Raw genomic sequence first — 15306 nt, 5'->3', positions numbered from 1 at the left:
TTTTTTACTTCCGCAAGTGTTACTGTCGATTCATCAGCCCGGAGACTAGCAATTAAACTGTAGTAAATATCTTCCCAAATTTCTCCGTGCTGTTCAAAATCAAGAATTACTGCTGTTTTATTACCCTGCTCATCCTCTAAAAATTATATACTCAGAGGTATATCAATCTCTTCTTCCACTTCAGCCCAAAGTTCACCATGTTCTTTCAAGTCTATTAGCACAGCAGTCTTACGATCTAAAAAATTCTTGAGAAACTGGATTCCAGAAAATTTAATCTCTTCCTGTAAACCAGAAACTTGATGATTTTGGTTATCAGTCAAAGATGGTATAGACTGCATACCTGATTTTAAGTTAATAATCACTATTAATTATAGTTTTAGCAGCAAGCGACTAGCATAGTGTTTTATCCAGTTGAAGCGGGGCGATCGCTCAAATAAGAAAACTGAAAAAGGAGAAAGAGAAAAAATACTCCAAATCTAACTCCAGTTCCAGTAATTGTCAGCTTGGGCGTGTATTTGCTGAAATATACCCGCTTTTATCCGTTAATAATTTGATTTGCTACAGTGCGGGAATGACCGTTTCGGGCAAACTTCTCTGCTAAAATTTGCTGATAAACGGCTTCGTAACCATCTGCCATACTTTCGATACTAAAGTTTTTCTCCACATGAGTGCGGCAAGCGTAACGATCAATTTTTTCTACACGAGCGATCGCATTGACAAAATCATCGATACTATTGCACAAAAGACCTGTTTCACCATCTAGAATAACTTCTGGCACCGATCCCAATGGTTTCGCAACTACGGGAGTTCCAGCTGCCATTGACTCAATCATCACCAGCCCAAAAGGTTCGCGCCAAGTGATAGGGAACAGCATTGCCAAGGCTCCACCCAATAGCGCGTTCTTTTCAGAGTGACTAGCTTCACCCAAAAACTCTATCTGCTTACCATCAATGTGAGGTTTAATCTGACTCTCGAAATATTCTACATCTACCCTATCCACCTTACCTGCCATTTTCAGAGGTATACCTGCTCGCTTGGCAATTTCTATGGCTATGTGCGTTCCTTTCTCTGGAGATATTCGTCCTAAGAATGCTATATAAGGAGGATCTTGTGGTTGGGGATAGAAACGGTGTTTTTTTACATCTATGCCATTGTAAACTGTTGCAGCATAATTTAGACCTAATCTAGGCTCCCGTTGAGCATTAGAGATGCTGACAAAAGGTTGTTTACAACCTGCTGTAAAGACTTTTTCGTTATCTGGGGTGAATATACCGTGCAGTGTGTGAATTGTAGGAGTTGTAACGAAATCTGCGTAAGTTATAGTTGGATAGCCTACATGAGAATGGATAATATCAAATTCTCCTGCCTGCTGGTATGCGCGGCTTAGTTGCAAAGTTTCGTAAACGTTGTACTCTTTAATATTCGAGTCTAAACGCAAAGCCTGGGGATGAACGGACTCTAGTTTTGCTAAAGTAATTGAGTCTCCTGATGCAAATAGCGTCACTTCATGCCCGCGTCTGACTAATTCATCAGTTAATAAACCAACAACCAACTCAACACCACCATATGCAGGAGGAGGAACTCTTTCCCACAGTGGTGCGATTTGAGCAATTCGCATATCAAACTCCTAATTGGTAAGAAATAGCTCAAGGAATTGATCTGATCTAATCTCCGAATGAAACAGTTAAGGTTGTGTTTAAAATTTAGCAACAATGTTAATTTGTTTGTAAAGACTGGTAAGCACTACACATTAAGTAGAAGGAACCGTACCTAATATAAAAATAACATTTTGTATAATGGTAAGTTTAAATATATTCTCGGCTAATTAACAAGAAATTACCTTTGCATAGCCTATTGATAGCCAGGTGTGCAAAACACCACCATAAAATTCGTATTCCCTGTATTTTCACTGCTTTGAAGTTTATAGCAAGATTGTAAGTGTCAGCGATGACTAAATATGCAAAACTGCTGAATCTTAAAAAACAGCCATTAGTTATCAATGCAGAGGTAAATAATACTATGATGATTCGTTACTACCAACCCATCCGTGAACTAGAAAACTTAAAGCGGCAAATGGATTTAGTATTTGACGAACTGTCAGCAAAAACTACTCAAACTAGGGATACATCAACAGCTTGGACTCCTGCTGTAGAGTTAATTGATGCAGGTGATAGCTTAATTTTACAAATACAATTACCTGGTATATCTGCAAAGAATTTAGATGTGCAAGTAACTCGTGATACTGTGGCGATCGCAGGAGAAAATCAGCGCCAACCTCACTCCGAAAATACTAACTACCTGCATTCAGAATTTCGCTATGGTAAGTTCCAACGAGTTGTGAATTTGCCAGTTGCTGTGCAGAATGATAATGTACAAGCAGACTTTCACGATGGTATTCTCACTCTTACTCTGCCTAAGGTTGAAGAAGTTCGCAATCGGGTTGTGAAGATTAACTTGGGCTAATTTGAAAAACAAAATTCCCGACTTCTTTGAGAAGTCGGGGATCTGTGTCTTTAAATTTTTACCAATTAACCAAAACGCCCGCTTACATAGTCTGCTGTTTGTTTTTTCAAGGGCTGATTAAAAATAATCTCTGTTTTATTAAATTCTACCAATTCCCCTAAATACATAAAAGCTGTATAGTCAGATACGCGTGCTGCTTGCTGCATACTGTGAGTGACAATCAAAATTGTTACCTGTTGCTTTAACTCCTCGATTAACTCTTCAATGCTAGTGGTAGCGATCGGATCGAGGGCTGATGTTGGTTCATCAAACAATACAATTTCCGGATCTGTAGCTAAAGCGCGAGCAATACACAATCGTTGTTGTTGTCCGCCAGACAAGTTAGTACCCAAATCGTGCAAACGGTCTTTAACTTCATTCCATAAGGCAGCACTGCGCAGAGCTTTCTCTACTTTCTCATCAATAATTCTACGCCTATTTTCACCCCGCACCCTCAAACCATAAGCAACATTCTCATAAATTGATTTAGGAAAAGGATTTGGTCTTTGAAATACCATCCCTATCCGCATCCGAACTTCTATCGGATCGACTTTTTTATCCAAAAGATTAATTCCATCAGGTTCTAAAGAAATTTCTCCCCGGTACTTATTACCTGGATAGAGATCGTGCATCCGATTGAAGCAGCGTAGTAATGTAGTCTTACCACATCCAGAAGGGCCAATTAGTGCTGTTACTTGTTTGTCGTACACTGGCATCATAATGTCCCTAAGAGCGTGGACTTTACCACCATAGTAGAAATTAAGATAATTCACCGCAGCTTTGATGCGTTTTTCAAGAGTTGGAGATGTTGTTTCTACCATTTGATATTCTTACGTAGACGATAACGAAAATAAATTGCTACAGCGTTCATTACTAAAGTCAGGGCAATTAGCACAACTCCTGCTGCGGCTGCATTCACCTGAAATTCTTCTTGAGGACGAGATACCCAATCAAACATTTGAATTGGCAAAACTGTGAATGGAGCTAGTAACCATGCAAAAGAAATGTAGGGAAATTGTCCTTGAATGGGAGGATCTGGTAGAAAGGCAATAAAAGTGAGCGCACCAATAGTAACCAAAGGTGCGGTTTCACCAATAGCTCGTGCCAAAGCGACAATAATGCCAGTTAGAATCGTACCTGTTGAGTAACGTAAGACGTGATCCCAAATCATCTGCCACTTACTTGCTCCACACGCATAAGCAGCTTCACGAATACTACCGGGAACTGCACGTAAAGCTTCACGGGTAGTGACAATGACTACTGGTAAAACCAATAGAGCTAAAGTCAATCCAGCAGTGAGAATGCTTTGCCCTAAATTTAATCCGTAGACAAATAAGCCTAAAGCCAAAAGTCCATAAATGATTGATGGCACACCAGCTAAATTGGTGACATTAATTTCGATTAAATCTGACAACCAATTTTTTTTGGCGTATTCTTCTAAGTAAATTCCTGAGGCTATACCGACAGGAATTGCCACTGAAGCCGTTACCAACATTACTAAAATACTTCCCACCCAAGCAGAAAAAATTCCTGCTTGTTCTGGTTTACGACTAGGAAATGAAGTAAAAAATTGCCAGTCTAGACGAGGAAAACCATCGCTAATTAAGTCAATTACCAGTACCATGAGGGCGATAATTCCAGTTAGCATCGCCAATAAACCGATGATGCTAAAAATAAATTCTGCTCGCTTGTTGCGATTGATAATATTGCGAATCTTATGGATATTTGCAGATGTCATATTAATAAATTTCTCGATAGCGCTTGGTGAGAAAATGACCAATGATATTAAAGCTCAAAGTAATCAGCAGTAAAGTTAGTCCGACTGCAAATATGGTTTCGTACTCTAAACTGCCATGCGGTAAGTCACCAAGACTCACAGATACGATGTAGGCTGTCATTGTCTGGGCAGGTTCCATTGGGTTCCAAGTTAAATTAGGTTGCCCGCCAGCAGCGATCGCTACTACCATTGTTTCGCCGACAGCACGAGAAATCGCTAAAATGTAAGCCGCCGATATGCCAGAAATTGATGCTGGTAGCACTACTCGTAAAGCAGTCTGCAAGCGGGTAGCCCCTGTTGCATAGGAACCCTCGCGCAGATAACTGGGAACTGCACGCATCGCATCTTCACTGAGCGAACTAACATAAGGAATAATCATAATGCCTATGATTATCCCTGCGCTCAACATATTAAAACCAGGTAAATCGGGTAGAAATACTTGCAATAAAGGTGTGACAAACAACAGTGCGAAGTAACCGTACACCACAGTTGGAATGCCTGCCAGTAACTCTAAAGCTGGCTTTACTACTTCTCGCACTACAACAGGCGCAAATTCACTTAAATAAATGGCGGCGATTGTTCCTATAGGCACAGCTACTAACAATGCCACCACCGTAGTTACCAAAGTTCCTGAAATGAGCGGCAAAATTCCGTAGTGTTTGTCGTCAAATAAAGGTGTCCATTGAGTATCTGTAATAAACTTCCACAAGGGTACTTTCTGAAAAAAAAGTATGGATTCGTAAAGTAAGATAGCGAGGATTGCGATTGTAGTCGCCACGGAAGTTAATGCTGCAAGAAACAAGACAATTTCAACTGCTCGTTCTCGCAAATCACGCCTTACCTTGGCAGAGGGTTTTGAAAAGAGTAGAGTTTTTTTGGCAACAGTCATGTTGGGCTTGGCGATCGCTATTTCTGAACTCATATCTTGCATCTGTGCTCTTATCCGCCAAGAAATAAATTTCAAGGGATCAAAGCTAAAGTTTGCTCAATCAGACTAGGTAAGATTTTCAGTCATTTTTAACTGACAGTAGCTCTAAGAGAGGTACTTCAGTTCCAAGCGTTTTAGGAGCGAGGCGCAAGATGTGAATGAATAGACAAAGAGAGGTGCAACACCTCCCTTGTGTTATTTCTAAATTTTGATTGGAGAACTCAGCTGATTATTGAGCTTCACGACTTAGTAGTTCTTCAATTTTCAATCCAACAGCCTCTTTGCCACCAAATACTGTACCAAACCTCTTATTGTTGAAGTGGTTTAAAGCAGTGTTGTATGCCGAGGATGGTAAAGCAACATACTTTACTTCTGTTGCAAATTTACCTGCATTCTGCAAGTAATATTGAACAAACTGTTTCACCTCTGGCTTATCCATGCTCTTGGAACTGACATAGATAAATATGGGGCGAGACAGAGGATTATAAGTGCCATTTTTCACTGTAGTTTCTGATGGCAATACACCGTTAACTGCTACTGCCTTCAGTTTATCTTTATTTTCTTCATAGTAGGCATAGCCAAAGTAGCCAAGGGCATTTTTATCACGGCTAACACCCTGTACTAAAACGTTGTCATCTTCACTAGCAGTGAAATCACCCCGGCTAGATTTTGATTTGCCTACAACGGCTTCAGTAAAATAATCAAAGGTTCCAGAGTTTGTACCAGGGCCGAATAGCTTTAAAGGAGCATTGGGAAAACCTTGGCGAACTTGGCTCCAATTGCTTACTTTGTTTTGTGCTTCTGGTTCCCAGATTTTCTTTAATTCTGCAACTGTTAGATTCTTAGCCCAAGTGTTTTGGGGGTTAACAACCACAGTTAAGGCATCATAAGCTACTGGCAACTCGATATAGCGAATACCAGCTGCTTTACAAGCTTCGATTTCCTTGGCAAGGATGGGACGGGAAGCATTGGAAATATCAGTTTCTCCCCGGCAAAACTTCTTAAAGCCACCGCCAGTGCCAGAGACACCAACAGTAACTCGAACTTTTCCTTTTTGTGCCTTTTGAAACTCTTCTGCTACTGCTTCGGTAATAGGAAAGACTGTGCTGGAACCATCAATGTTAATTGTCGCTTGGTTTTGGGAGTAAACCGCAGGCACTGATACACTAAAAGTAGCTGCTACCAGTGAAATCACACCTAGTACAGTCAAGCTGTTGAACTTCAAGTTGATTGTTTTCACAGGGATACTCTTCACTTTAGAATGTTAAATTTTTGTTTGATTGCTCCTAAGCAGAATAGTTTTACTAGGTTAAAAGATGATAAATATAAGGTAGAGTACAGGTAAAAAAATGATGGAAATAAGTTAAGTCCAAGTTAAGTTCAGGTTAATATCAATGTGACTACAATATCTCAGCTAATTTTAATATAAAATTTTTAAGAATCTACGTATAGTTTGCAGTTAGGATAAGACACTTGAGGTTTCATGAGATTCAGTCTTATTCACTCAAATAATTTCAGTTTTAAATCAAACGTAATATTGATAACAAGATAATTAGTTTAATTTATATAAAAATTTAAAAAAATAATTTCTATAAGATTACTCAGCTTTTTAATCAATTAATTTAGCAATGCAAGCTCAGATTTTTTAATTAATTGAATATAAAAATATTAATAAGGCTTTTATTCCAAGAGAATGTATATTAAATCTAAGATTAATTCTTTAACTAACATGAGTATAAATATAACTAACAATCAGTTTATAATCTTTTTAAAATATTTTAATAAAAAGTAAACATATAAATTTTAATATTCATGTAAGATGCCGATATTAGTCTACTTTGGCTCATATAGTAATCCGATTTGATTACTGAATTACTCGTAGAGACAGGGAAGAGGAAAGAAGGGTAAAGGTATACTGAAGTTATTTCAAAAATCAAATAGGAGTCCTATAACGCATATAATTATTTGCAGTCAAAATAGTAAATCAAGCAAAAACTAATTACTTTACCCGTTTTAATTTAAGCATGATTACGAACATAAAATTTTGTTATAGAAAATTTATTACATATTAAAATCATAATTTAAATGTTAGATTATTATATATGTTAATTTTTTGTTTAATATTAAAAAAATGAATAAATTAATTACTGCCATTAAAGTTAAAAACTTAAACTTTTATTATGGCAAAGCAAAGATTTTGACAGAAGTATCGATGGATATTTACCAAAATCAAATAACTGCAATAATTGGGCCAAGTGGGTGTGGTAAATCTACTTTCATTAAAGCTTTGAATCGAATGAATGAATTAGAAGGAGAAATAAAAGTTGAAGGTAAGGTAGAATTTTTCACTCAGAATATTTATAGTCGTCGTGTTAACCTGAATCGGTTACGTCGTCAAATCGGTATGGTATTGCCGAAGCCAAATCTCTTCCCAATGAGTATTTATGACAATGTGGCATATGGTGTAAAAATAGCAGGATGGCATCCAAAACAAGAATTAGATGAAATTGTTGAATCTGCTCTCAAGAATGCTACTTTGTGGGATGAGGTCAAAGATAAATTGCATAAATCTGCTCTAGGACTTTCGAGTGGACAGCAACAGCGACTATGCATTGCTCGTACCTTAGCAGTAAAGCCAAAAATTTTATTAATGGATGAACCAACATCAGGGCTTGATCCGATTGCAACTATTAAAATAGAGGAACTAATTCATAGTTTGCGCAGTGAGTTGACAATTGTGATGGTTACCCGCAACACACAACAAGCTGCTCGTATTTCTGATTTCACAGCTTTCTTTGGCACTGATAATAATCGTATTGGGCGATTAATTGAATTTGGAGCGACGGCTCAAATTTTTAGCAATGCTGTTGATGAGCGCACCCGTGACTATATTTCTGGATATCTAAGTTAGTTGCGGTGCTGTATGAATATATGATTTTTAGACTTTTTAAGCATCACAATATCGTAAATCAATTTGGTTTATTCAAGCATTTTTGGTGTAAAGGCGATGCAAACAGTGCGTCTTTACATTGCTACAATAGTTTTACTAAATTAATAAGAATTGTAGAATTAATAATTTAAACAAGCATAAAGTGGCGAAAAAAGCTGAAAATTAGACTAGAATCGTTCACAGTTGCTGCAAATGCTCTTATTTAAGCCAGCAATCTCTATCTGTTCCAGTCAAAAATGTCAATATACCAGAGGAGACGCCCAAAAGATTGTTTGATGAGATTAGATACGATTTCATGAATGAAGTTAACAAATCTGACTGCGGCAATACCCATCAGTCAAATAATTAAAGGGTGTTTAGGCATATGAATATTCTCCAAGTCCTAAACAATTTGCGACTGTTGGTGATAGATGATGATGCCGATACTCTTGAGTTAATCAGATTCATCTTTGAACAATACAATGCACAAGTCAGTTCAACGGTATCAACACATGAAGCCTTTCAGGTGATCCGGCGATGGAAACCGGATATATTAATTAGCGATATTGCCATGCCAATTGAGGATGGGTATTCTTTCATTCGCAAAGTCAGAAGTCTAAAACAAGAGGAAGGACAGATTCCAGCGATCGCTTTGACAGCATTGGCAACGCAAGAGCCACTAGCTCTGAATGCAGGATTCTCTACATATATGGTGAAACCATTTAATCCTGATGATTTGGTTAAACTTGTCTCAAATCTTGCTTTGCAAAAAGCATTAACCCTTAGTCGAAATGCATCTGACTAGGAATACAGAAGCTCTTTTTAGCTCATGTCTTGCATCCACACTCGCTCTTATTCGCCAAGAAATAAAGTTCAAGGGCTTAAAGCTAAAGTCTACTTGAGTAGACTGGGTAAAGTTTTCAGTCAGTTTTAACTGACTTGAACTATAAGAGAGGAACTTCAGTTCTAGGTGTTTAAGGGGCAAGGTGCAAAATGTGAATTAGCAACACTAAAGCGCGATCGCTGCCAAAATTTAAAGCTAATTTTAGATTAATAGACTATAAAATAGTGTACCAACGGGTTTTATTTCAATCTCTAGCTCAAGACGAAAGTATATCTGTTAAACCCGCTTTTACTCTTCAGTTTTATGCTGTAATACATCTGGCGGTGCATCCATTGCCCGCAGCAATACGCTAACGTAAAAGTATTAAAGCACCTCTTTTAGAACCTTTAGATAGGTCACTAAGTCCCTGACTCTCAAAAGTACTGGCTACGAGACGGGCATAAAAAAATAGGAGTGTAGGAATGTAGGGATAAAGACAGAACAGCCTAATTAATTGGTGCGGCTCTCCCTGACACCCATACCTTCCTAAACCCTTACGCCCCTACAGTGTAAGTTGTCGAGGATTCAAAATGAGGTGGTAGGCTAGCTAAAGTCCAGGAAATTGCCATGCATGAACTGGTTCAGACTGTCTTAAACAGCGAAGAGAAAACCGCCCTACGTTATTTAATATCAGAGTTAAACGCTTTAGGTAAGCGTTACTTCCTCAGAAATGAGATTTTACAAGCTTTTGCTGAGTATTGCCACCAATCCCAAAAGCCTGCTTACTTTTTCCACTCTTCCTCTTTGGGTAGGTTAATTCACTATACCCATGAAATTCTTTTAGAAGATGACAGTGCATGGTTTTTGTTGCGCCCGAGAATTGCTTCTCAAGAAGTGTGGCGATTGTCAGAAAATATGAATAGCTTTGAGCAGATGCCTCCACAGGCATTGCTTGATGCACGCGATCGCTTTGTCAACCGCTACCAAAGTGAAATTCTCAATATAGATTTTGGCCCTTTTTACCGAGCTTTTCCCTCCATCGACGATCCGAGAAACATTGGTCAAGGTTTAGCTTTCCTCAACCGATATTTGTGCTCTCAAGTTGTAATTGACCGCCAGTATTGGTTTGAGGTATTGTATGAAGCATTATGCAGGCTAAGTTATAATGGTACACCACTACTAACTAGCGATCGCATTCGCTCAGGCACTCAATTATGCAAACAAATTAAGCAAGCCATTAAATTAATAAGAAAGCTACCTCCAGAAGAACCCTACGAAAATTTCCGCCAAAATTTGCAAACACTAGGCTTGGAACCAGGTTGGGGTAACACTGCATCACGAGTATGCGAAACCCTAGAGCTATTTGATCGCCTGCTTGATGCTCCCGAACCTGCTATTCTAGAAGCTTTTGTTTCTCGTGTTCCGGCAGTTTTTCGTGTAGTTCTGGTTTCGATTCACGGCTGGATCTCCCAAGAAGATGTGCTCGGAAGACCTGAGACAATGGGTCAAGTAGCTTATGTTCTTGAACAAGCTCGCAGTTTAGAAAACCAACTACGGCAAGATATTCAGCTTGCTGGTTTGGATCTACTGGGTATTCAACCCCAAGTTCTGATTCTTACCCGCCTGATTCCTAACTGCGAAGGAACCTATTGCGATCTACGTTTAGAAAAACTTGAGGGAACTGAAAACAGTTGGATCTTGCGCGTTCCCTTCCGGGAGTTTAATCCCAAAGTTACCCAGAATTGGATTTCTAGATACGAGATTTGGCCTTACCTAGAAACATTTGCCATTGATGCCGAACCAGAACTGTTGGCACAATTAGGAGGACGCCCAGATTTAATTATTGGTAACTACAGCGATGGTAATCTAGTTGCCTTTCTCCTCACACAACGGCTGCAAGTTACTCTGTGCAATATTGCTCACTCCCTAGAAAAGCCCAAGCATTTATTCAGTAACCTTTATTGGCAAGACTTAGAAGAGCAATACCACTTTAGCGCCCAATTCACAGCCGATGTCATCAACATGAATGCGGCTGATTTTATTATCACCTCATCTTACCACGAAATTGTCGGCACACCTGACGCTCTCGGTCAGTATGAGTCGTATAAATGTTTTACTATGCCCCAGTTGTATCATGTCGTTGATGGGATTAATTTGTTTAGTCCCAAATTCAATTTGGTACCGCCAGGGGTAGACGAAAACATCTTCTTTTCTTACACCGAAAAAGAAAAGCGTGATGAGAATATCCGCACCAAAATCAATGAGCTACTTTTTAGCAGCGAACAACCGCAAATTCTCGGTTATCTTGACGATCCCAACAAACGACCAATCTGCGCTGTATCTTACATTACCTCGGTAAAGAATACTTCTGGTTTAGCAGAGTGCTTTGGTAAAAGCGAGGCATTGCAACAGCATTGCAATTTGATTCTTGTTACCAACAAGTTAAATGCTGCTGGAGCTACAAAGCCAGAAGAAGTAGAAGAAATTGAAAGAATTCATAACATCATTAATCAGTATAATCTTCACGGTCGCGTCCGCTGGATTGGAATGCGCCTCAAGAGTCCGGAACTAGGGGAACTTTATCGAGCGATCGCAGATCGTCAAGGTATATACGTACATTTTGCTTTGTTTGAACCTTTTGGGAGAACCATTCTCGAAGCTATGAGTTCTGGTTTACCAAGCTTTGTCACTGAATTTGGTGGCGCGGCAGAATTGATTGAAGGTGAAGAAGATGAATTTCATCTCAATCCTACGGACTTAGAAGGAACAGCCAAGAGAATTTTGAATTTCATTAACCAGTGCAACATAAATCCCGAACACTGGCATGAAATCTCCGAAGGAGTTATCCGGCGAGTTCATAACAGGTATAACTGGCAAGTACACAGCAAGCAGTTATTACTACTTTCTAAAATCTATCGATTCTGGGACTTTGTTACCCAGGAAAACCAAGAACCCCTGCTTCGCTATGTAGAAACTTTATACCATCTAGTCTTTAAACCCAAAGCAGAAACAATCTTGGAACAGCATATGCAGCGATAGGGACTGGGGTGGGGACTGGGGACTAGGGACTAGGGACTAGGGACTAGGGACTAGGAATAAAGAAATCTTAATACCCAATCCCCAGTACCCAATCCCCAGTACCCAATCCCCAATCCCCAATCCCCAATCCCCAATCCCCTGTCTATTTCTAACAACAGCAGTGACGATGGATATAAAAGCCCATTCCCAGCATTTAACGTATACAGACTGGACTGTCAGTGAAACTCACCTCGATCCAGAGCGGTTTAACTCTCGCGAAACAACTTTTACGATTGGTAACGGTTACCTGGGAACGCGGGGCAGCTTTGAGGAAGGCTATTCTCGTGCAGTGCCAGCTACCTTGATCCACGGTGTCTATGATGAAGTTCCGATTGTCTACACAGAACTCGCTAACTGCCCAGACTGGTTGCCACTGGTAGTAATTGTAGATGGCGATCGCTTCCGCATGGAACGAGGCGAGATCTTAAGTTACGAACGGCAGTTGGATGTGCAACGGGGTGTTCTCAGCCGTAAAGTGCGTTGGCGCAGTCCTAGTGATAAGATAGTTGACATTGTTTTTGAGCGCTTTGCAAGCATTGCAGATCAACACGTCCTTGGATTGTGCTGTCAGGTAACACCAGTAGATAGCGAGAGTGCGATTGAAGTTCAAGCTAGTATTAATGGTTACCCAGAAAATCAGGGATTCAACCACTGGGAATTATTAGATCAGGGTAAGGTAGAACACGGAGTTTGGTTAAATCTCCGCACTCGTTCCTCCCGAATTCAACTGGGCATGGCAACAGGAATCGAAGTATCGGGAGCAAAAGCCTCCGTACAAGTCACCAATCCACCAGGTTATCCGACATTAACTGCGTCTTTTTTGGCTTCTCCAGGGCAAACTGTGACAGTAGAGAAACTAGTTACAGTTTTTACTTCGCTCGAATGTGAAAACCCAGTCGAAGTAGCTTGTGAAAAACTTACTCAATTGCCAGAGTACTCTAGTTTACTTGATGCTCATGTTCAAGCTTGGGATGAAGTTTGGCAAAAAAGCGACATTGTGATTGAGGGAGATGTCACAGCTCAGTTAGCTGTCCGCTACAATCTATTTCAATTATTAATTTGCGCTCCCCGTAACAATGACAGAGTCAGTATTCCAGCGAAAACACTTTCTGGATTTGGCTATCGCGGTCATATATTTTGGGATACAGAAATTTTTATACTTCCCTTCTTTATCTACACTCAACCCGAATTAGCACGTAATATGTTGAGTTACCGCTATCATACCCTACCAGGAGCGCAGCGCAAGGCAGTACATTACGGGTATAAAGGAGCAATGTATGCATGGGAAAGTGCGGAAACTGGCGATGAAGTCACACCCCGGTGGTTGCCCCCAAACGATTTTTATGGTGAAGACATTCGGATTTGGTGCCGCGATCGCGAAATTCATATTAGTGCTGATGTTGCCTACGCTACATGGTTTTATTGGCAAGCAACTGGTGATAATGAGTGGATGCGGGAGTGTGGGGCTGAGATCATTCTAGACACTGCCATATTCTGGGGTAGCCGGGTTGAATACAACACCAAATACGAACGCTATGAAATTCGGGAGGTAATTGGTGCGGATGAATATCACGAATTTGTCCATAACAACACCTTTACTAACCGGATGGTGCAATGGCATCTCGAAAAAGCACTTTATATTTACGATTGGCTAGGTAATAAATTTCCTGACAAACTTAATGAACTCGATCAAAAACTAAATTTGAGTTCAGGAAGGCGATCGCGTTGGAGCGATATTATTACCAATATTTGGATTCCCTACGACGAATCTACCGGATTGATTGAACAATTCGAGGGATTTTTCCAACTCCAAGATATCAATCTAGAAGAATACGAGCCGCGTACCAAGTCCATGCAAGCTATCTTGGGTATCGAAGAAGGCAACAAGCGACAGGTACTCAAACAACCAGATGTGTTAATGCTGCTGTATCTGATGCGGCAATCCCAGGAGTTTCCCTACAGCCAAAAAACCTTAGAAAAAAACTGGGATTACTACGCACCCCGCACTGATATTTCCTACGGTTCATCTCTAGGCCCGGCAATTCACGCTATTTTAGCCTCAGACTTGGGCAAAACCGCAGAAGCTTACGAAAGATTTATGCAGGCAGCATTAGTGGATCTAGAAGATGTCCGGGGTAATGCTGCTGATGGTATTCATGGTGCTAGTGCTGGTGGTGTTTGGCAAGCTGTAGTTTTGGGTTTTGGCGGAATTCAAATCGGAAATGATGAACCCGTAGCTCATCCCCACCTACCTCCTGGTTGGAGGCGTCTAAAGTTCAATTTTCTTTGGCGAGGGAAGTGGCATACATTTGATTTGCGTCCACAAGAGGATACGGAGACACGGAGACACGCAGATATGGAAGAAATAGGACACGGAGACACGGAGACACGGAGACACGGGGACATAAACAGAGAAGAACTCTCCGCGTCTTCTTCCCAATCTTCAGACATTAGAGGATTCATTTTTGATCTAGATGGTGTATTAACAGATACAGCAGAATATCACTATCTTGCTTGGCAAAAACTCGCAGATGAAGAAGGTTTGCTCTTTAATCGAGAAGCTAACGAAGCATTGCGGGGAGTATCTCGTCGAGAATCGCTATTAAGAATAGTGGGAGACAAACATTATCCAGAAGAAAAACTCCAAGAGATGATGGATCGCAAGAACCAATATTATGTAGATTCAATCGAAAACATCTCGCCCAAAGATTTGTTACCTGGCGTACTCACCTTACTCGATGAATTGCGCCAAGCCGGGATCAAAATTGCCCTTGGTTCCGCCAGCAAAAATGCTCGTCCCGTTGTTGAGAAACTAGGCATTGCTAATCGTATAGATGCGATCGCTGACGGTTATAGCGTTCAACGTCCCAAACCTGCTCCGGATTTATTTTTGTATGCAGCCAACCAGCTAGGATTGGAGCCAGCACAATGCGTGGTTGTAGAAGACGCAGAAGCAGGCATAGAAGCAGCTTTAGCGGCTGGAATGTGGACTGTAGGACTTGGCCCTATTTCGCGTGTGGGAGAGGCTCACGTTGTTCTACCCAACCTCGCAGATACTGACTGGACACAACTACGTGCAAAATTGAGCGATGTAGCTACACAACAGCAGCAAAAAGCGAGAGTATAAAAAATAAGGTGTTAGTTTAAATATCATCAAAACTTAGCAAAGGTAGATAGCGGATGTAGCGGATGAGCTATGCGTGATTTCCACAAAAATATTCAACCCCTCCCAACCTCCCCTTAGTAAGGGGAGGTGCCGTAGGCGGTGG

At 40.4% G+C, this 15306-nt stretch carries 11 protein-coding genes; 5 read left to right on the top strand and 6 right to left on the bottom strand.

What is annotated here, in order from left to right:
* Window positions 1–143: 143 nt before the first annotated feature.
* Together QUB80_RS14500 and QUB80_RS14495 are read right to left on the bottom strand one after the other, a co-directional pair.
* Entirely contained in the window at window positions 144–338 is a 195-nt protein-coding gene (locus QUB80_RS14500) for a hypothetical protein (RefSeq protein WP_289790201.1), read from the bottom strand.
* 197 nt (window positions 339–535) lie between these two features.
* Window positions 536–1618: a glycosyltransferase family 4 protein gene (locus QUB80_RS14495; protein ID WP_289790200.1), complete on the bottom strand. Its 1083-nt coding sequence runs from the start codon at window positions 1616–1618 to the stop codon at window positions 536–538.
* Window positions 1619–2019: 401 nt separating this feature from the next.
* Between QUB80_RS14495 and QUB80_RS14490 the strand changes: the two genes are divergently transcribed.
* A complete protein-coding gene (locus tag QUB80_RS14490) occupies window positions 2020–2463 on the top strand; it encodes an Hsp20/alpha crystallin family protein (RefSeq protein ID WP_289790281.1) in 444 nt (147 codons plus the stop codon).
* A gap of 65 nt (window positions 2464–2528) precedes the next feature.
* Here QUB80_RS14490 and pstB (QUB80_RS14485) read toward each other — a convergent pair whose 3' ends face one another.
* The 4 genes from pstB (QUB80_RS14485) to QUB80_RS14470 form a co-directional block, all read right to left on the bottom strand.
* On the bottom strand, window positions 2529–3323 hold the full coding sequence (pstB, locus tag QUB80_RS14485) for a phosphate ABC transporter ATP-binding protein PstB (protein WP_289790199.1): 795 nt from the start codon (window positions 3321–3323) through the stop codon (window positions 2529–2531).
* On the bottom strand, window positions 3317–4240 hold the full coding sequence (pstA, locus tag QUB80_RS14480; protein WP_289790198.1) for a phosphate ABC transporter permease PstA: 924 nt from the start codon (window positions 4238–4240) through the stop codon (window positions 3317–3319). Before pstA ends, pstB (QUB80_RS14485) begins: the two co-directional genes overlap by 7 nt.
* Window position 4241: 1 nt before the next feature.
* Window positions 4242–5168, bottom strand: coding sequence for a phosphate ABC transporter permease subunit PstC (gene pstC / locus QUB80_RS14475; RefSeq protein WP_289790280.1), 927 nt, complete (start codon window positions 5166–5168; stop codon window positions 4242–4244).
* 268 nt (window positions 5169–5436) lie between these two features.
* Window positions 5437–6447, bottom strand: coding sequence for a PstS family phosphate ABC transporter substrate-binding protein (locus QUB80_RS14470; RefSeq protein WP_289790197.1), 1011 nt, complete (start codon window positions 6445–6447; stop codon window positions 5437–5439).
* Window positions 6448–7338: 891 nt separating this feature from the next.
* Between QUB80_RS14470 and pstB (QUB80_RS14465) the strand changes: the two genes are divergently transcribed.
* The 4 genes from pstB (QUB80_RS14465) (at window position 7339) to pgmB (ending at window position 15164) form a co-directional block, all read left to right on the top strand.
* Complete coding sequence (pstB, locus tag QUB80_RS14465) at window positions 7339–8118, top strand: phosphate ABC transporter ATP-binding protein PstB (RefSeq protein ID WP_289790196.1); 780 nt, start codon at window positions 7339–7341, stop codon at window positions 8116–8118.
* A gap of 403 nt (window positions 8119–8521) precedes the next feature.
* Entirely contained in the window at window positions 8522–8941 is a 420-nt protein-coding gene (locus QUB80_RS14460) for a response regulator (protein ID WP_289790195.1), read from the top strand.
* 645 nt (window positions 8942–9586) lie between these two features.
* Window positions 9587–11998: a sucrose synthase gene (locus QUB80_RS14455; protein WP_289790194.1), complete on the top strand. Its 2412-nt coding sequence runs from the start codon at window positions 9587–9589 to the stop codon at window positions 11996–11998.
* A gap of 166 nt (window positions 11999–12164) precedes the next feature.
* Complete coding sequence (gene pgmB, locus QUB80_RS14450) at window positions 12165–15164, top strand: beta-phosphoglucomutase (protein WP_289790193.1); 3000 nt, start codon at window positions 12165–12167, stop codon at window positions 15162–15164.
* Window positions 15165–15306: the final 142 nt, after the last annotated feature.

The organism is Chlorogloeopsis sp. ULAP01 (assembly GCF_030381805.1).
GTDB lineage: Bacteria > Cyanobacteriota > Cyanobacteriia > Cyanobacteriales > Nostocaceae > Chlorogloeopsis.
The sequence above is the reverse complement of the archived record's forward strand: the minus strand, read 5'-3'. Positions and strand labels throughout refer to the sequence as shown.